Origin of the sequence: Salinarchaeum sp. IM2453 (assembly GCF_019693215.1) — an archaeon.
Classification (GTDB): domain Archaea; phylum Halobacteriota; class Halobacteria; order Halobacteriales; family Salinarchaeaceae; genus IM2453.
The window spans coordinates 352,124-369,324 of record NZ_CP081183.1 but is presented as its reverse complement, the minus strand read 5'-3'; the positions used below and the strand labels follow the sequence as shown (position 1 = coordinate 369,324).

Below are 17,201 nucleotides of genomic sequence, written 5' to 3'. Positions count from 1 at the left end.
TCTTGGAGGCTAGTCCCTCACTCTCAAAGAGCCGCAAAAGGCGGCGAGTATGTAGTCCACCTTGTCAGACAATTCTTGGTCACTCGCTATTGTTTTAGGCTTGCTGTCCTTGCATCTAGTATATGGCAAATTGGCCGGTGCATTCACGCGACGCTACAATATATGGTACGGTGACAGCTATCGGACTTGTTGCACTTGCGATTTTCACTTCAGTTCCTTTCAGTACTGGATGGTTACAGGCTGTGATTGTTATCAGTGCCTGTGGTACGGTGATGGTTGTTTTTCCTGATACGGACCATCATAACTCACGACCTAGACGATATGCCATGACCGCTAGTTTGATGCTTGCGACTGGATTTACTGTTTGGGCCCTACTCAGTGCACCACATGATTATCTTTCAAATGCTCTTTCCCCTGCTGAGATGGTTACCGATCCAGAGATAATCTCTGCTGGGTTAATTCTGGGAGTAGCCGTTTTAGGTGTCATTGGCTTTGGTCGATTTCTTGATCGGCTTCCCCACCGTGGCCCAACACATCGTGCACCTGGGATGATCTTCGGTGGTATTGCTACCGGTGGCTTTGCATATCTTGTATCTGTAAGTTCAATCCAGTTTACTGCTGCAGTGATCGGATTTCTGATTGGCGCTGGTGGCGTTCTTGTTCACCGTGTCCGTGATGAACTAAGCTGACCGTCTGCTGGCTCGCAACACTTAATGCGCCATGCGAATCAGCATTACCTAGAGGAACAGTTATACAAGCGGACTTTCCATAGGTGATTCCAATGAACGAAAAATCAGAAAACCTTCTCCGGTCTATCTTGGTACCGGTTGTAGGCAAGAAAAACGCAAAACGTACCGCACGCACCATCAAACAGTACGATCCAAACGAAATTATTGTCCTTCATGTCGTTGAGAAATCGGGCGGTGGCATTGACTCAGCCTCTGTTTCTCAACGTGAGGATGTCGCGGACGAAGCATTTGAAGCATTTAAGCAGGAACTTCCTGACACGGACATTGATACTGAGATACGGTATGGCACCGATATCCCCGATACAGTAATTGAGGCTGCTGCTGATTTTGATACAGATTCAATCGTGTTTACTCCACGCCCAAGCGGCCGTCTTGTTCGGTTGCTCACTGGCGATATTTCGCACTCGCTTATTACTGACGCTGACCGTCCTGTTATCGCGTTACCAGAACAGGTGCTTGAAGATATCTAGTTTTTCCCAGTAGCCCCGCCTTCAAAATACATTTCAGCGTACTATACCAGTACGCGTTCTAACTTAACGACCGTCCCCGTTTCGTCGTCTGGCGATCCAACCAGCGTTCCTAAGCATACTGCTGTTCCATCCTTTGTTTTACAGACAACCGTTGGATTCTCACCAGCACTGAGGTTCTCTAATGACTCATCAACTGTAATCACGCCCGGTGCATATACTTGAGCTCCATTTTGCACTGCTTGTGCTGCTGATCTGGCGATTGTTACTGTTGGAAACTCTGTCAGCGCAGCCTCAGCAGGGGCTATCACGTCTGTTATGTTGATCGGGGGGTCCTCACTGCCTTCTCTCCAATATGCCAACCCGTCAGCCACCTCCTGCATTGTTACTAACGACCGATCATCAAACGGCCCTGTCGTGGTTCTCCGCAGATCTCCCATGTGAGCTCCTGTTCCCAGCGCGAGCCCAATGTCGTGACACAGTTTCCGAATGTATGTCCCACTTTCACAGCGAATCCGAAGTAACACCTTCCGACTCTGTATCTCTATTGGAGTACACTCATATACTTCTCGTGTTCGTAACTCACGGGATACGGCACTCTTTTTCGGAGGTTTCTGATATAGGTTTGCTTCGAATTCACTGATCACTGACTCAACATTACCTGTTGGGGTATCATGTAACTCCAGTACGGCGACGTACTCCTTTTCTGTCTGATGAAAGATTTGTGCAAATCGTACTGCATCCCCAAGTAAAATCGGTAGACAGCCTGTTACTTTAGGATCAAGGGTTCCTCCGTGTGCTGCGCGATCGGCACCAACCATGTCTCTAATCCATGCTGTAACCTCATGTGCAGATGGTCCTGGAGGTTTATCGAGATTAATGACTCCAAATGAACAGAGCTCGTCGACCGTCCGATCGGCAGGTGCAGAGCGCATTATCAGATATCAATTGTGTTAATCGGGGCTTGTCCTTCATCTTCATTTGCATCGTATTGAGCAATTGCATGTTCGATAATCTCTGGAACATCCTCCGGCCCCCACCGAGCGGTATTAATATGAATGTCGTAGATGCTCAAGTCCTTGATATTTATGTCATAATATTCCTCGTATCGATCAGCTTCACTATCTTCACGCTGTTCCGTCTCTATTCGTGCTGTATCAATCTCTTTGTCTTCGCGCTCAGCGATTCGTTTAGCTCGCACATCCAGTGGTGCATCAAGCCAGATACGAAACGCAGCATGGTCTGCGGACAGCCATCCAGCCAGTCGAGATTCAAGAACAACATCATCCTTTTCAGCAGCAATCTGCTGCAGTCGCCGGTCAAGATCTTTATCAATTGATGGATCTTCCTCAGCAATTTCATTCAACCTTCCAACTGAGACTCCACGCTCTGCTGCTACAGACCGAAAAATATCTCCGCCACTCGTGTGGGACAAATCGAACCGCTCGGCCAGTGCAGCTGCCGTTGTACTTTTCCCGCTGCCCGGCGGTCCCGAGACGGTTAGTAACATATCTATACTGCGGTTGCTTTATTCAAAGACGTTTTGAATCCGCCGTATACAGACATCTGAGAACAGCCCTCACGATTGAACCTCGTAATATTTATCATTCTTCGGTCAGTTCGTACAGATATGATCCGTTCCACTACGCTGATAGCTCGTTTATGGTGGAGCGGCGACTCTGTTTTCAAACGTAAACGTGGTCAGTAGCTTGTGCTTGTGGCGGGCGTAGCAACCCCGTCGGAGGTGCGTTTTGCTGGCACCGAGTTTCAATCACATCGTACATAACCCATACCCACAAACAGATAGTTACCATGACAACTGACCCACTCCGCGGGGTCTATCCCGCGATGACAACTCCATTTACGGAGGACGGAAGTATCGACTTTGATCAACTGCAATCTGACGCACGTCGCCTTGAAGAGGCTGGTGTCGATGGTCTTGTTCCAATGGGATCAACCGGTGAAAGTGCAACTGTATCACATGAAGAACACGTTGATGTTGTTGAAGCAGTTGTTGATGCTGTCGAGGACATTCCAGTTATTGCTGGAAGCGGCTCAAACAATACACGCGAAGCACTCGAGCTTTCGCGCCGCTGTGCTGATGTTGGCGCTGACGCATTACTTCTGATTTCACCATATTATAACCTTCCAGAACAACAGGGATTTGTTGATCATTATGAGCGAATCGCAGACGAAATTGATCTACCACAGATCGTGTATAATGTCCCTGGCAGAACTGGACAGAATATAGAACCTGACACAGCTGTTGAACTTGCTGCTCATGAAAACATTGTTGGATACAAGGCCGCAAGCGGCGATACTGGACAGATATCTGAGATTATCGAACGAACACGCGATGAGGAATTTGCTGTGCTATCCGGTGACGATGGAATGACGCTTTCCGTCCTCTCAATGGGCGGTACAGGAACAATCAGTGTGATCGGTAATATTGAACCAGAACGGACCGTTGAAATGGTACATTCGGCTCTTGATGGTGATTTTGAACGAGCACGCGAACTCCACCACGAGCTTGGTCCACTGGCACGTGCGCTGTTTATTGAATCTAATCCAATCCCTGTCAAGGAGGCAATGGAGATTCGTGACTACGGACCAGCACGGCTTCGACTGCCGCTCACCCGCATTGAGGAAGAAAACCGTGAGGAACTTGAAGCGATTCTTGCTGAGTTGGAAGCATGATCTCACTCGCAATTACTGGTGCAACCGGCCGTATGGGCACAGAACTCATCGAAGAGGCAGATAGCCGATCTAATGTCTCAGTAGACGTGGTATTTACCCAACGTCCTGAGTCTATTGAACGCGAGGACTGTGTGATTGCAGACCCATCCCAAGCAGTGTCGGTTCTTGAAGATGCTGATATCGACGCCCTCATCGACTTTACTGTTCCAGAAGCGTCACGCGAGTATCTTGACGCAGCCACAACTACATCAACGCCAGTTGTCATTGGCACCACCGGATTTGACGAAGCAGGAACTCAGCAAATTGAGACAGCAAGTCAGTCAATTCCAGTTCTCAAGGCAGCAAACTTCGCTCGTGGTATTCAAACTCTCTTCAGTATCGTCAGCGATGTCGTTGCCGCCCTTCCTGAATACGATATTGAGCTTACCGAAACACATCATAATGGTAAGCGTGATGCACCAAGTGGGACTGCTAACCAAATTCTCGAAGAGATTGAAGCAACCCGCGATATTGCTGATCGAACACATGGTCGATCCGGACATGCACCACGGCAGGAAGACAATATCGGCGTCCACGCTCTTCGCGCAGGAAATATCACCGGCATCCATGAGTTACTGCTTGCTGGTAACCACGAGGAGCTCCGTATCACACATCGAGCTGAGGATCGCGGTGTTTTCGCTGCCGGTGCTGTCGATGCAGCCGTTTGGTTGGCTGATCAACCTTCTGGACGGTACGACTTTCAGGATGTTCTAGCTGAATAGCTCGTCTTATCCTGTCTTCTTTTCTGCTGGTTTGGATACTGAGGTGTCAAAAGTTTTGTCCGTACGTCATAATGAACTGATATGGACGAGTCGAATCTCCAAACTGAGATTTCAGAATTGTGGTCAAACTATCAGGCTGGCGAAGCTCCAGATCATCCACCAGACGCTTTAGACCAGTTTCTTGCAGCACTTGAAGAAGGATCAGTTCGGGCTGCAGAGAAAACAAATGGGGCATGGGAAACAAATGAGTGGGTTAAGCAGGGCATTCTACTGAATTTTAGCCTTCGAAACACTGTACCTCGCACATACGGCGATGTAACATACCATGATGTCCTCCCTCTCCGCGATACCGAGGATCTCGAAACAAAGGGAACTCGAAATACACCCGATGGTACAGCAATCCGACGCGGAGCGTACTTCGGATCGGACTGCATCATGATGAGTCCGAGCTTTGTAAACATCGGCGCACACGTCGATGACGGAACACTTGTTGACTCATGTACAACCGTAGGGTCATGTGCACAAATTGGTGAAAACGTTAAGCTGGGAGCGAATACACTTATTGGTGGTGTGCTCGAACCTGTTGAAGATACCCCGGTTATTATCGAAGACAACGTGACAATCGGTGCTGGATGTCGAGTCACAAGTGGGTTCGTTGTTGGAGAAGGGTCTGTTGTTGGGGAAGATACGCTTCTTACGCCACGAATTCCAGTCTATGACCTTGTCGAAGAAGAAATCATTTACGGCCATCTGCCACCGGAACGGCGTGCATTCCAGCGGTTTGTTGAATCCTCTGTATCAGAGCATTCATTAATTGAGGGTGGTGCGTACAAACCTGCCGTTGTTGCCACTCACATTGAGGAAGAAACATTGGAAGGTACTCAGCGAGAGGACGCACTCCGGGAGTAGTGTGAACGGCTAATTCAGAGACGGGAGGTTTGCTTCAATCTGTTCTCGCTGGTCGGCAAACCATTCAGGAAGTACCAGTGATTCGCCCAATTCTTCCAGTGGCTCATCGACTGTATACCCTGGTGCCTCGGTAGCAAACTCAAAGAGAATCCCACCAAATTCTCTCGTATAGATTGATTCAAACCACTTCCGATCAATTACTTCTGTTGGTCGCAGGCCTTGGTCCATGAGTAACTCCCGCCACTCCTCTCGGTTTTCACGAGTAATTCGAAATGCAACGTGATGTACCGTTCCGGCACCCTGTATACCACGCTGGCCAACGTTATCAATCACATCCACTGTTGATCCAATATCAACTTCTGTTTTGAAGCGTTGTCGGGGTCCATCGGTTCCCCCTTCGGACAGGCCCATTGTCTTGAGCAAATCAATTGTCTTTTCTGCGGACTGAAGTTGTAATGTTACGCCAGAAAACCCTCGAATCGCATGTTCTTTTGGCACCGGACCATCGGGTGGCTTGCCAGCCGGCACGTCATCGCGGCCAACAAGCTCCAACTGTAATCCATCTGGGTCTTCAAACTCTAACACAGTCTCATCAAATCGATGAGTTGGACTCCCAACATCTACACCGTGTTCCTCGAGCCGTCGCTGCCAGTATTCGATTGATGCTTTTGGAACCAAAAATCCGGTTGTGCTGACTTGTCCGGCACCTACTTGACCTCTCCTCGCATTTGTGTATGGGAAAAAAGTCATACTTGTACCAGGTGATCCCTCATAATCTCCATAAAAAAGATGCCACACTGACGTATCATCCTGATTAACGCTACGCTTGACCAATCGCAATCCGAGTGTTTCGGTATAAAAACGCCTGTTTCGTGCCGGATCTGTTCCAATTGCTGTTACGTGATGAATCCCAGAAGTATCGATTGACATATGCTCAGGTAAGCACTCGACGATAATAACCTACTGCCTGTATCAACACATTCAATCATTTGACTGCCGAATCTTAACTAATGACTGCTGGAGAACTTGCGTCTGTTAAACGTCTTTCAGACTGGAATCATGATCGTCTCCTGTCTCTTGCTGAATCTCACCGAACACCACTTTACGTCTTGGACTTAGACCGAATTGAGGCAAACTACAAGCGGTTTACAACGGCATTTCCGGATGCCGATGTAATGTATGCTGCAAAGGCACACACCGGTCAGGCGGTACTCTCACAACTCCTTGATGCTGGTGCAACCATTGAATGTGCTGCTGCAGGAGAGCTAAAGCGAGCAATCCGTGCTGGTGCTGATCCAAACAACCTACAATACACGGCTGTTAACCCGCCGGCCGAAGACCTCGACTATGCTGCTTCGCTTGGTGCTGATTACCCCGGACTTACGATTACCGGCGGTGCACGTGACACATTTGACCGATTGGCCGAACGCGGATATGACGGCCGTGTCGCTATTCGAGTCAACCCAGGGATAGGAACAGGGCATCATGAGAAAGTTGCTACCGGCAAGGATGCAAAGTTTGGTATCCCATACGGTGAGGTTCAGGAAGTTGCTGCTGATCTTCGAGACCAATTTGATCTTGTTGGATTACACGCGCACATGGGTAGCGGTGTGTTACACGATGACCTTGATGCACACTGCGAAGCTATCGCGAAAGTTGCAGATCTAGCTGCTACTGTCGGTGACTTAGAGTTCGTAGACATTGGTGGTGGTTTTGGTGTTCCTTATCGTGAAGATGAATCTCCGCTTGATCTCGCTGTCGTAAGTGATCGAGTTCGTGAGGCTGTTGACGGACTTGATGCAACGCTCAAACTTGAGCCTGGGCGATATATTGTTGCTGACGCAGAACTCATTCTTACTCGCGTCAATACAATTAAGGAAGCTCCATCGACCACCGTCGTTGGTGTTGATGCTTCAATTGCTACACTCGTTCGACCAGCAATGTTTGGCTCATATCACCCAATTCGAAATATAACCGCACCTAATCGTGAAAACTCACCTGTCTCCATTGGGGGCCCATGCTGTACCAGTGCAGATGTCTTTGCTACAAATCGTCCAATTGCGAAGCCAACTCGAGATGACATTCTTGCCATTGGGAATGCAGGTGCATATGGTTATGAATTAGCCAGTCAGTTCCATTCACAGCCCCGTCCAGCAGAAGTAACACTTTCCGGTGATGTCGTTCGCCGCCGTGAGACACTTGATGATGTTCTTCGTGTGGAGGAAGAAGCACAATGACATTTGATTTAGAATCATTTCACGCTCAAGCAGTTCAGACCCCATCACATGAGAGCGTTGAGGAGATGCAGTCACTGATTATTAACACGCTTGAGTCAGCTGGTATTTGTCCTCGAACTGATGAACATGGGAACATTGTCGCTACGAAAGGCGCAGAATCTGGTTATCATCTCGTTTTGAACACACACTTAGATACTGTTCCTCCGCATGTTCCTTACAGTACAGCTGATAACATCCCAGATACAGACATCAAAGGGGACGTCGTGAAAGGGCGAGGATCATGTGACGCTAAGGGCCCACTTGCTGCTTTACTTCATGCATTTCTTTCTTCATCTCCAACAGATGGGAAACTTACGATAGCACTAACTCCTAACGAAGAAACAACACAGGCAGGTGCAGCAGCACTCAAAGGAACGCTTGATGCAGACGGAGTCATTGTTGGTGAACCGACCGATTTGGATGTCTGTCATGCCGCTCGTGGACAGTTTGAAGGCACGGTCACGATTACCGGCGAGGCCGCGCATGCTGCCCAACCGGACGCTGGTCGTAATGCCATTCGCGCTGTTGGACCGATTGTCGACGCAATAGACTCGTATGATACCACATATGGTCCAGGGAGTCACGAGTCACTCGGTGAACCAACGCTCACACCGACTGTTATCTCTGGTGGGGAAGCTCGAAACCAGATCCCAGAACGCTGTGTAATCGAATTCGATCGCCGTAGTGTCCCCCCAGAATCAGCCGATGAGTTTGAACAGACATTTAGGACTCACCTGCGAGCACATGCGCCTGACTGGGTTAGTGTGACTGCCGCCTTGGCTGACCGTGAAGGGCCTTTCCTTGAAGCGTTTTCCACATCTCCAGAGAACCAGCTTACGAAGACGCTTGCAGATGTCTCTGGTGGCGACATTCGACCATTTGGGGCTGCAACAGAAGCATCATATTTTGCGGCTCATTCACCAACAGTTGTTTTTGGCCCTGGTGTTCTCGCAGACGAACACGGCCCTGTCGCACATGCACAACGAGAGTACGTGCCTGTTAATCAACTCCATGAGGCAGCACAGATTTTGGATGAGGCGGTAACGCGGTTAGTGGGACCGGAGTGAAAATCGCTACTGTCGTTCCTCACTGAACTTCAAGGCGAAAGCCTTCGGATTCAGTTGTGTGAGGATGTCAGTCTTCAACTGATTCTGCTAGCGTATCTGCGACGCCAGTATAGGAGGCTGGTGTGAGTGCCTGCAGTTCTTCAACAATTCCGTCTGGCAGGTCAAGTTCAGCAAACAACTCGTGAAAATCTTCAATCGTCACATCTTCGCCTCGGGTTAGCTCTTTTACCTGTTCATATGCATCATCGTGACCCTCTCGTCGAAGGATTGTCTGAACAGCCTCTCCGATAACTGCCGGATTTTCTTTTAGATCTTTGCTCATTATCACTTCATTTGGCACTACCTTACTCAACCCGTCTCCGGCTTTGCTGTATCCAATCAGACAATGTGCAAATGCTGTACCGATATTTCGTTTGACTGTTGAGTCTGAGAGATCACGCTGCAATCGAGATGTCGTAATATAGTCTGCAAGGAAGGTTAAATCAGAATTTGCCTTCGAGAGGTTTCCTTCACTGTTTTCAAAATCTATTGGATTGACCTTGTGTGGCATTGTTGACGATCCTGCCTCAGATTTGGCAGCCTCCTGTCCTAGATATTTATCCGAGATATAAAGCCACATGTCTCGGTCCAAATCAATCAGCACTGTATTCGCACGACGTAGCCCATCAAACAGTTCAGCCAGGTCGTCGCATGGATTGACTTGCGTTGTCAGTCCTCGGAACTCAAGTCCTAGCTCAGTTACAAACTCTTCCGCAACCACCGGCCAGTCAATCTCCTCGTACGCAACATCATGTGCTGCATACGTTCCAGATGCTCCGCCAAGCTTACCGGCCAGACCCTCAGCAGTGTTTGCTACTTCTGTAATTACTTTCTCGAGACGATCCGCGTATACTGCCATTTCTTTTCCAAACGCCGTGGGCGTTGCTGGCTGTCCATGCGTCCGAGCAAGCATTGAGGTATCGCTGTACTTGGTGGCAAGTTCGGTTAACTGCTCTCTACGAGTAGAGAGTTCAGGAAGTAGCACCTCTTGTACTGCGTCTTTAATCAGTAACCGGTATGCGAGATTGTTCACATCTTCGCTTGTAAGTCCAAAATGAATCCACGGATGGATCTCCTCGTTCGACTGTAGTTGCAGATAGTACTCAATCGCTTTCACATCGTGATTTGTTGCAGGATATTCTCCGTACCCATCTGTCTCAAGCTGCTTGATGACTTTGGCGTCTTCCTCACTGAATGTCTCGTACGTCTCACGCAGCGCTGCTTGTTCATCGTTAGAAATCTCTACTGGAATCTCCGAGAGTTCAGCAAGCTTGATGACGTATTCAACTTCAACCTTTAGCCGTGCACGCATTAGCGCCGCTTCGCTTACATATGGTGATAGCGGTGCTGTTCGACTGGCATATCGCCCGTCAAGAGGTGACACCGCATACAACTGATCTGTCATACCTCAGGTTCCTCTACGACACTGCAAAAGAATGTCGAATCTCTTGGTACTTCACTTATAGCCGTCTGATAGACTATACCAATGACAATTGCTTTGTCTGCTCCTCTTCCACGTTCCTGTTGCTAATCCTTCTGTCTGACATCGACAATCGCAATTTCTTTGCACGTCCCGGTTAGCAATTCAAGTATGCGCATTGCTGGTTTGGCAAGTAACCGTGGTCGAAACCTGATCAACATCCATGAACGTGCCCCTGGCGGAGCCGAACTTGGTGTTGTTCTCACAAATGACGCTGACGCCCCTGTTCTCCAGAAAGCAAAAGAGCGTGGTATCCCAACCGAGGTCGTTGAGCGACGCTCCGATGAGTCGCGGAAAGAGCATGAACGCCGTATCAATGATGCCCTTTCTGAGCATTCATATGAACTAGTTTGCTTGGACGGATACATGCGAATTCTCTCTGATACCTTCCTCGATGAGCAACCAACATCGCTGAATGTGCACCCATCACTACTTCCGTCGTTCCCCGGAATGGATGCGTGGGGAGATGCACTCTCGGCCGGTGTCGATCTCTCTGGTTGTACAGTCCACGTTGTTACTGATGCCACTGATACAGACGGTAACATTATCGAGGATGAAGTTGATGCTGGACCAATTGTTACCCAAGAGCCAATACCTATCTACGATGACGATTCTCGCGACGATCTAAAAGAACGAATTCTATATGAAGGTGAATTTGCTGCTTACCCTCGGGCGGTCAAATGGTTTGCTGAGAACCGAGCTACATTTGACCCTGATGAAAAATCTGTCATAACACCGGAACCAGAGAACCGCGACCTACCCTCACGCTACCTTGCGACTGGTGACCGTGTACAAACACTTCGATACGGTGAAAACCCGCATCAAGATGCCGCTGTCTACGTCGACTATACGAGCGATGACGCATCTGTGGTTGATGCACCGCAACTCAACACCGGTGCGAAAGGACTCTCATATAACAATTACAATGATGCTGACGCTGCGCTGTCAATTGTTAAGGAGTTTGATCAGCCGGCGGCTGCTGTGATCAAGCATACGAATCCTGCGGGTGCTGCTGTTGCTGATACTCTTGCCGATGCATATCGGAATGCTCTTTCTACTGACGCAAAGAGTGCGTTCGGTGGAATTGTCGCGTTAAATCGGGAGTGTGACGAAGAAACCGCAACTGAGATCATTGACTCATTCAAGGAGGTCGTTGTTGCGCCTGGCTACTCTGATGCTGCTCTTGAGGTTCTTTGTACGAAAGAGAATCTCCGTGTTCTTGACGTCGGCTCCCTTGATGTGCCTGCTGAAAACTGGACCGAGAAAAAGCTCGTAGGCGGCCGGCTGGTCCAAGAGCGAGATCAGCAGGCTCTCACAGCTGATGATCTTGAGATTGTCACTGAGCAGACGCCAACTGATGAGCAACTTGATTCAATGTTGTTCGCCTGGCATGTGATCAAGCATGTCAAATCGAATGCCATTCTCTTTGCCGACGGGACAGAAACTGTCGGTATTGGTGCCGGTCAAGTGTCACGTGTTGATGCTGTTGAAATTGCCAAAATGAAAGCCGATGCTGACGCTGAAGGTAAATCTGCCGACGGTGCCGTGATGGCGTCTGATGCATTCTTCCCATTCCCTGACGGGGTCGAAAAAGCAGCTGAAGCCGGTATTAAAGCTATTATTCAACCAGGTGGCTCGGTCAACGATGATGAGGTTATCGAAGCAGCCAATGAACACGACATGGTGATGGCATTTACCGGTCAGCGGTGTTTCCGCCACGACTGAAGACCAACTTGAACATAGATACACATATCTCCGGTTCTTGTCTTATCACTAAAAAACCGTCAAATAATTCCGCAAATGATACGGATTTCCAACGTTTTAACTCATAAGCTTAATGCACAGGGGCCCCGGTAATACCTTGCATGGGTTATCACGAGGCGACGAACTTCCTTTTTAATTTACAGCGCTTTGGCCCTCAGCCGGGGATTACATCTGTACGTGAGTTACTCTCTCATTTAGGTAATCCGCATGAAGATCTCACATGCATCCAAATCGCAGGGTCAAACGGGAAGGGTAGCACAGCACGAATGACAGAGCGAGTTCTTCGAGAGGCTGGCTATTCTGTCGGGCTATATATTTCCCCACAGATTGAGCAATTCAGGGATCGAGTTCGCGTTGACGGCCGATATATTCCCGAATCTGAGGTAACTCGATTTGTTGACCTTGTTCGGCCGTATGTCACCGATCGGGGGGCAGAAAGTGTTCCTCCAACGTTCTTTGAGGTTTCTACCGCTCTTGCACTCTGGTATTTTGCCCAGAAAGATGTTGATGTAGCCGTACTTGAGGTTGGAATTGGTGGGAGTAAGGATGCGACAAGTGTTGTTGATCCGGTTGCCAGTGCAGTTACATCAGTGACACTGGAACATTCAGATGTACTTGGTGATACTGTTGAAGAAATTGCCGTTGACAAAGCACACGTCGAGCCCAGTAATCGACCGATTGTTACTGGTGCTGATGAATCTGCGCTTGCAGCAATTCGCGAGTTTGTTGATACAGATCCTATTGTTGTCGGTGATGACTCGTCAGACGAATCCTTCGATGTGCAGACTCGTTATCATGGCAAAATCAATGGCACTGAAGCAGAAATTGAACTTGTTGCTGACCAGTGGAATGTCAAGACAAATATTCTCCTCCTTGGAGCCCACCAAGCACAGAATGCAGGCATTGCCGCTGTTCTTGCCCGACAGTTTGCTAACTCACGAGGCGATTCGATTTCAACCGATGTTATCGCTCGAGGGCTTCGACAAGCATATTGGCCGGGCCGCTGTGAGGTCCGAAGTACTGATCCAATTGTCATCCTTGATGGCGCTCATAATGAAGGTGCATGTGCTCGCCTCGCGGATGTAATCAATGAGTTTGAGTACGATAACTTGCACTTGGTTGTCGGCGCAATGCATGATAAACGACATGCAGCAATGGCGCGAGAGCTCCCGAACGCTGAACGCATTACAACCTGTCGACCACAGCTTGATCGGTCCGCAGACCCAGAAGTGCTTGCTCGCGTGTTTAGAAATGCTGGTAACGCTGAGGTCTCCGTCATCGAATCCGTTGATGATGCACTTACCAATGCGCTTTCAAATGCATCCGAGGATGATTGTGTCGTTGTCACTGGCTCGTTATTTGCTGTCCGAGAAGCTCGTGCTCGATGGACCCGGCGTCCAATCCCACATTCATTTTCCTCCACAAAATCTGCTGGCCAACTGCTTGAGCAGAATGGCATCCGAGACTATGATGTTCAACGTACTGCCGAAAAGGCAACTGCCCACACGATAACACTCCGTGTGAACCGGCCACAAGCATATCGGCTCAAAGAGCTATTTCAGACAACTGGCGGTGACTGTGCAATCTCAAAGATCAACCACGATGGCGAACGGCTTCGAGTTGCACTGATGGGCACAACTAACCAGTTCAACACAGTTATTGACCAACTCCAAGATGAATCAGAGGGTCTCGATCAGGTTGGACTGGAACTTCAGCAACTACTTGCTGATCGCACCCAATCTACTGACCAATCCTTCCCATGGGATGATAATGCATCAATTATGGGGATTTTGAACATCACACCAGACAGTTTCCACGACGGGGGAGATTACAACCGATTAGAAGATGCACGAAATCGCGCCAAAGCAATGATTGATGCCGGTGTTGACATTCTTGATGTTGGGGGCGAATCAACACGACCGGGCGCTGATCCAGTTGAAGTCCAACGTGAGATCGATCGTGTTGTTCCTGTTATCGAAGAAATCGCTGACCTTGATGCCATGATCTCAGTTGATACGCGAAAAGCAGCAGTTGCCGAAAAAGCAATTCAGGCAGGAGCTGATATCATCAACGATGTCTCAGGCCTCGAAGACCCTGATATGCGATTTGTTGCTGCGGAGTATGACACACCGCTTGTGATTATGCACAGCATCGAAGCGCCGGTAAATCCAGATCGCGATGTCCAGTACGACGATGTTGTTCGTGATGTAATTGAGGAACTCAACGAACGTGTCCTGCTGGCTGAACAAGCTGGCCTTGACCGAGAGCAGATTATCATCGACCCTGGATTCGGATTCGGAAAAACAGCAGAGGAAAGCTTCGAGCTACTGAGCCGCCTCGACGAACTTGATGCGCTTGGCTGCCCTATTATGGTCGGCCATTCTCATAAATCAATGTTCGAGCTTGCAGGATACGAGCATGGTGAACGACTTCCCCCTACGATTGCAGCAACTGCTCTTGCAGCAGATCGAGGTGCTGATATTATCCGTGTTCATGACGCTGAAGAAAACATTGCCGCTGTTCGTACTGTTGATACACTTCCGGAAAACTAACTACGTATATTCAGCTCTGGAGATATCCCGCTTCGGATCCTCGATCAACTCACTGATCGTCAGTACAGATGCTAATAAAGTTCTGGAAGATCGCGTCCCCTTCTTCTGTGTGTGCAACTTCTGGATGCCACTGTACTCCGTAGATGTCCTCTTCCGTGTTGCTCATTGCTTCAATGTCACAGACAGCACTTGTTGCTGTTTCTGTAAACCCCGGTGGAACTTCTGTTACTTCATCTGCGTGGCTTGCCCATGTCCGCGTTTCCGGTGCGAGTGATCCAACAAGTGGATCTGTGTCATCTAAAATCTCAACAGTAACATCTGCATACCCACCGTAGTCACCACTCTCCACTGTGCCTCCCAATGACTCAGCAATCAGTTGGTGTCCGAGACAGATTCCAAGGACTGGAATATCTAATTTCAGATACGCCTCACATCGTCCGGTTCGTTCCATACTTGGCCCACCGGATAGCACCAATCCATCTGCATCAATCTCTTCTGTAGGCGTCGTATTTTCGATTAGTGAACAGTCCACCCCAAGATCACGTAAGGCACGCTTCTCAAGATGGGTAAATTGCCCATGATTGTCGATAACATCGATTTGTGTCATTGTCTTCTGATATCGGCGGAACGCGTATAAGAAATCCGAATTCTGTGGCATGCTCTCCAGCGGATGTTCGGAAGATTTAGTATGGTAAATCATCTCAACTCAAGTAACGACAACGATAATTCATATATTGGTGATTATCATGGAATATGTCAACTCAGCACCATGGCGCACATTGGGCGCAACACTCGTATCGTATGCAATTATTCTTATCGCGATGACCGTGGTATTCTTTGGTATCCCGTACGCTATCTTCTTACTATTTTAGCAGTTGTTGGTAATACGATTTCTTTATTCAGCCGCACCGCTGTATTTTTCTCGGCCGATTCATCCTGATTCTGGTGTTCCATTGGAGGCCGTTCTTCGCGGTCTCGACCAGACGGTCGCCGAGGTACCTCGCTGTCTTCTTATGTGTGTACGGACGGCGGTATTCCTCTTGCTCTGAGCCCTTCTGATCCCGACCAGGGCTTGGAAACACTACTGAATAGAATAGGCGTGTTTTCAACGATTGTTAGGAAAAATAGACATACTGGATAATCCAGTTTTCTTATCGGCTATCAAATAAAAAATCAGATGACTATTTCTGCCTCGGTATCTCAGGCAAATGTCTTCGAGATGTCTTCATCTTCATTTTCTGCCTGCACTTTATCCCATGCACTCTTGAAGTCTTCCATGGTTACGACAGTGCGGTCATCGCGAATCGTAAACATACCAGCCTCAGTACAGATTGCACGGATATCTGCTCCTGATGCCCCTGAGGTATCAGTAGCAAGTTGATCAAAGTCCAACTCGTCCGCAACGTTCATGTCGCGAGTGTGTATCTCGAAGATACGCTTGCGGCCTTCCTTATCTGGCTTCGGAACTTCGATAAGACGGTCAAATCGACCTGGACGAAGAATTGCTCGGTCGAGCATGTCGAATCGGTTGGTTGCCGCAATAATGCGCACTTCACCTCGTTCTTCGAACCCGTCCATCTCACTGAGCAACTGCATCATCGTTCGTTGAACTTCTGCATCTCCCGATGTCTTGGATTCAGTCCGTTTTGTGGCAATTGCGTCAATTTCATCGATAAACAGTACTGCTGGCTCGTTTTCACGTGCGACTTCGAATAGGTCCCGGACAAGTTTCGCACCTTCGCCAATGAACTTATGGACCAACTCTGATCCAGCCATCTTGATAAAAGTGGCATCAGTATGGTTTGCAACAGCCTTCGCCAGCATTGTTTTTCCTGTACCTGGTGGACCATGGAGAAGAATACCGCTTGGAGGCTCGACTCCAACAGTATCGAAGTCTTCTGGCCTTTTCAGTGGCATCTCTACTGTCTCTCGAACTTCTTTCAGTTGTTGCTCAAGCCCGCCGATGTCCTCATACCGAACATCCGGTGATTTATCGACTTGCATTACCTGAGCCCGGACATCTGTCTCGTCATCCAAGATTTTGACTATTGAGCGAGAGTTGTTCAGTGCAACCCGGTCGTTTGGCTCAATCCGCTCACGCATTTCTTCCGTCACTTCTGTGAGCATCTCTTGATTGTTCCCGTGCTGTTTAACGATGATTCCTTGATCTGAAATCTCTTGGACCGTTGCAACAAAAAGCGGTGACTGTTTCAGCTTACGATTTTCGTGTGTCAATCGCTCAAGTTTTTGCTGATACTTGTTATTTTCAGCGTTTGCATCAAGTAGCCGATCCCGCATTTCCTCGTTTTGCGCTTCTAATACCTCAAGCCGCTCCTGTAACACTTCAATCTTCTCCTGCCGCGGCATCTCCTCATCATATGGGAGATCCGCTTCATCTGTGTCCTTCAATGAGTCACTCATTACACTATAATAGGGGAAT

The 17,201-nt window shown here is 48.6% G+C and carries 16 protein-coding genes; 10 read left to right on the top strand and 6 right to left on the bottom strand.

Going from position 1 to position 17,201, the window contains the following annotated elements; translation table 11 throughout:
- The first annotated feature begins 122 nt into the window (after positions 1 to 122).
- Positions 123 to 689, top strand: a complete 567-nt coding sequence (locus K0C01_RS01795) for a hypothetical protein (protein ID WP_221170367.1) — start codon at positions 123 to 125, stop codon at positions 687 to 689.
- 92 nt (positions 690 to 781) lie between these two features.
- Positions 782 to 1,219, top strand: coding sequence for a universal stress protein (locus tag K0C01_RS01790; protein WP_221170366.1), 438 nt, complete (start codon positions 782 to 784; stop codon positions 1,217 to 1,219).
- A 41-nt stretch (positions 1,220 to 1,260) separates the two neighbouring features.
- Here the strand turns inward: K0C01_RS01790 and K0C01_RS01785 are convergent, their stop codons facing one another.
- Together K0C01_RS01785 and cmk are read right to left on the bottom strand one after the other, a co-directional pair.
- Positions 1,261 to 2,151 carry an RNA-guided pseudouridylation complex pseudouridine synthase subunit Cbf5 gene (locus K0C01_RS01785; RefSeq protein WP_397541141.1) on the bottom strand — a complete coding sequence of 297 codons (891 nt, stop codon included), beginning with the start codon at positions 2,149 to 2,151 and terminating at the stop codon, positions 1,261 to 1,263.
- 2 nt (positions 2,152 to 2,153) lie between these two features.
- On the bottom strand, positions 2,154 to 2,726 hold the full coding sequence (gene cmk, locus K0C01_RS01780; RefSeq protein WP_221170365.1) for a (d)CMP kinase: 573 nt from the start codon (positions 2,724 to 2,726) through the stop codon (positions 2,154 to 2,156).
- 302 nt (positions 2,727 to 3,028) lie between these two features.
- Here cmk and dapA point away from each other — a divergent pair, with 302 nt between their 5' ends.
- The 3 genes from dapA (at position 3,029) to K0C01_RS01765 (ending at position 5,583) form a co-directional block, all read left to right on the top strand.
- On the top strand, positions 3,029 to 3,913 hold the full coding sequence (gene dapA / locus K0C01_RS01775) for a 4-hydroxy-tetrahydrodipicolinate synthase (protein WP_221170364.1): 885 nt from the start codon (positions 3,029 to 3,031) through the stop codon (positions 3,911 to 3,913).
- Positions 3,910 to 4,674, top strand: a complete 765-nt coding sequence (gene dapB, locus K0C01_RS01770) for a 4-hydroxy-tetrahydrodipicolinate reductase (RefSeq protein WP_221170363.1) — start codon at positions 3,910 to 3,912, stop codon at positions 4,672 to 4,674. The genes dapA and dapB overlap by 4 nt, the downstream gene beginning before the upstream one ends.
- Positions 4,675 to 4,755: 81 nt before the next feature.
- Positions 4,756 to 5,583: a 2,3,4,5-tetrahydropyridine-2,6-dicarboxylate N-succinyltransferase gene (locus K0C01_RS01765; protein WP_221170362.1), complete on the top strand. Its 828-nt coding sequence runs from the start codon at positions 4,756 to 4,758 to the stop codon at positions 5,581 to 5,583.
- 9 nt (positions 5,584 to 5,592) lie between these two features.
- Here the strand turns inward: K0C01_RS01765 and K0C01_RS01760 are convergent, their stop codons facing one another.
- Positions 5,593 to 6,513 carry a VOC family protein gene (locus K0C01_RS01760; protein ID WP_221170361.1) on the bottom strand — a complete coding sequence of 307 codons (921 nt, stop codon included), beginning with the start codon at positions 6,511 to 6,513 and terminating at the stop codon, positions 5,593 to 5,595.
- An 80-nt stretch (positions 6,514 to 6,593) separates the two neighbouring features.
- Here K0C01_RS01760 and lysA point away from each other — a divergent pair, with 80 nt between their 5' ends.
- Together lysA and K0C01_RS01750 are read left to right on the top strand one after the other, a co-directional pair.
- Positions 6,594 to 7,820 (top strand): diaminopimelate decarboxylase, encoded by a 1,227-nt coding sequence (lysA, locus tag K0C01_RS01755; protein WP_221170360.1) that lies wholly within the window; start codon positions 6,594 to 6,596, stop codon positions 7,818 to 7,820.
- On the top strand, positions 7,817 to 8,926 hold the full coding sequence (locus K0C01_RS01750; RefSeq protein ID WP_221170359.1) for a M20 family metallopeptidase: 1,110 nt from the start codon (positions 7,817 to 7,819) through the stop codon (positions 8,924 to 8,926). Before lysA ends, K0C01_RS01750 begins: the two co-directional genes overlap by 4 nt.
- A 67-nt stretch (positions 8,927 to 8,993) precedes the next feature.
- On the opposite strand, the gene purB is transcribed toward K0C01_RS01750, so the two are convergent.
- Positions 8,994 to 10,370, bottom strand: a complete 1,377-nt coding sequence (purB, locus tag K0C01_RS01745) for an adenylosuccinate lyase (RefSeq protein WP_221170358.1) — start codon at positions 10,368 to 10,370, stop codon at positions 8,994 to 8,996.
- 186 nt (positions 10,371 to 10,556) lie between these two features.
- Here purB and purH point away from each other — a divergent pair, with 186 nt between their 5' ends.
- Together purH and folP are read left to right on the top strand one after the other, a co-directional pair.
- A complete protein-coding gene (gene purH / locus K0C01_RS01740) occupies positions 10,557 to 12,170 on the top strand; it encodes a bifunctional phosphoribosylaminoimidazolecarboxamide formyltransferase/IMP cyclohydrolase (protein ID WP_221170357.1) in 1,614 nt (537 codons plus the stop codon).
- Positions 12,171 to 12,310: 140 nt separating this feature from the next.
- Entirely contained in the window at positions 12,311 to 14,761 is a 2,451-nt protein-coding gene (folP, locus tag K0C01_RS01735) for a dihydropteroate synthase (protein WP_221170356.1), read from the top strand.
- A gap of 49 nt (positions 14,762 to 14,810) precedes the next feature.
- On the opposite strand, the gene K0C01_RS01730 is transcribed toward folP, so the two are convergent.
- Positions 14,811 to 15,368 (bottom strand): GMP synthase subunit A, encoded by a 558-nt coding sequence (locus K0C01_RS01730; protein ID WP_221170355.1) that lies wholly within the window; start codon positions 15,366 to 15,368, stop codon positions 14,811 to 14,813.
- A 139-nt stretch (positions 15,369 to 15,507) separates the two neighbouring features.
- On the opposite strand from K0C01_RS01730, the gene K0C01_RS12630 reads away from it, so the two are divergent.
- The gene (locus K0C01_RS12630; protein WP_255568339.1) at positions 15,508 to 15,633 is read left to right on the top strand and encodes a hypothetical protein; all 126 of its coding nucleotides are present in this window, start codon (positions 15,508 to 15,510) and stop codon (positions 15,631 to 15,633) included.
- 328 nt (positions 15,634 to 15,961) lie between these two features.
- On the opposite strand, the gene K0C01_RS01725 is transcribed toward K0C01_RS12630, so the two are convergent.
- Positions 15,962 to 17,170 (bottom strand): proteasome-activating nucleotidase Pan1, encoded by a 1,209-nt coding sequence (locus K0C01_RS01725; protein ID WP_397541153.1) that lies wholly within the window; start codon positions 17,168 to 17,170, stop codon positions 15,962 to 15,964.
- Positions 17,171 to 17,201: the final 31 nt, after the last annotated feature.

What these genes read in the sequence shown, in the direction of transcription:
- dapB (WP_221170363.1), top strand. Translation starts at nt 3,910, where the DNA reads ATGATCTCACTCGCAATTACTGGTGCAACCGGCCGTATGGGCACAGAA.
- K0C01_RS01760 (WP_221170361.1), bottom strand. Translation starts at nt 6,513, where the DNA reads ATGTCAATCGATACTTCTGGGATTCATCACGTAACAGCAATTGGAACA.
- K0C01_RS12630 (WP_255568339.1), top strand. Translation starts at nt 15,508, where the DNA reads ATGGAATATGTCAACTCAGCACCATGGCGCACATTGGGCGCAACACTC.
- purH (WP_221170357.1), top strand. Translation starts at nt 10,557, where the DNA reads ATGCGCATTGCTGGTTTGGCAAGTAACCGTGGTCGAAACCTGATCAAC.
- lysA (WP_221170360.1), top strand. Translation starts at nt 6,594, where the DNA reads ATGACTGCTGGAGAACTTGCGTCTGTTAAACGTCTTTCAGACTGGAAT.
- K0C01_RS01790 (WP_221170366.1), top strand. Translation starts at nt 782, where the DNA reads ATGAACGAAAAATCAGAAAACCTTCTCCGGTCTATCTTGGTACCGGTT.
- K0C01_RS01750 (WP_221170359.1), top strand. Translation starts at nt 7,817, where the DNA reads ATGACATTTGATTTAGAATCATTTCACGCTCAAGCAGTTCAGACCCCA.
- K0C01_RS01765 (WP_221170362.1), top strand. Translation starts at nt 4,756, where the DNA reads ATGGACGAGTCGAATCTCCAAACTGAGATTTCAGAATTGTGGTCAAAC.
- K0C01_RS01795 (WP_221170367.1), top strand. Translation starts at nt 123, where the DNA reads ATGGCAAATTGGCCGGTGCATTCACGCGACGCTACAATATATGGTACG.
- K0C01_RS01730 (WP_221170355.1), bottom strand. Translation starts at nt 15,368, where the DNA reads ATGACACAAATCGATGTTATCGACAATCATGGGCAATTTACCCATCTT.
- cmk (WP_221170365.1), bottom strand. Translation starts at nt 2,726, where the DNA reads ATGTTACTAACCGTCTCGGGACCGCCGGGCAGCGGGAAAAGTACAACG.
- dapA (WP_221170364.1), top strand. Translation starts at nt 3,029, where the DNA reads ATGACAACTGACCCACTCCGCGGGGTCTATCCCGCGATGACAACTCCA.
- folP (WP_221170356.1), top strand. Translation starts at nt 12,311, where the DNA reads ATGGGTTATCACGAGGCGACGAACTTCCTTTTTAATTTACAGCGCTTT.
- K0C01_RS01785 (WP_397541141.1), bottom strand. Translation starts at nt 2,151, where the DNA reads ATGCGCTCTGCACCTGCCGATCGGACGGTCGACGAGCTCTGTTCATTT.
- purB (WP_221170358.1), bottom strand. Translation starts at nt 10,370, where the DNA reads ATGACAGATCAGTTGTATGCGGTGTCACCTCTTGACGGGCGATATGCC.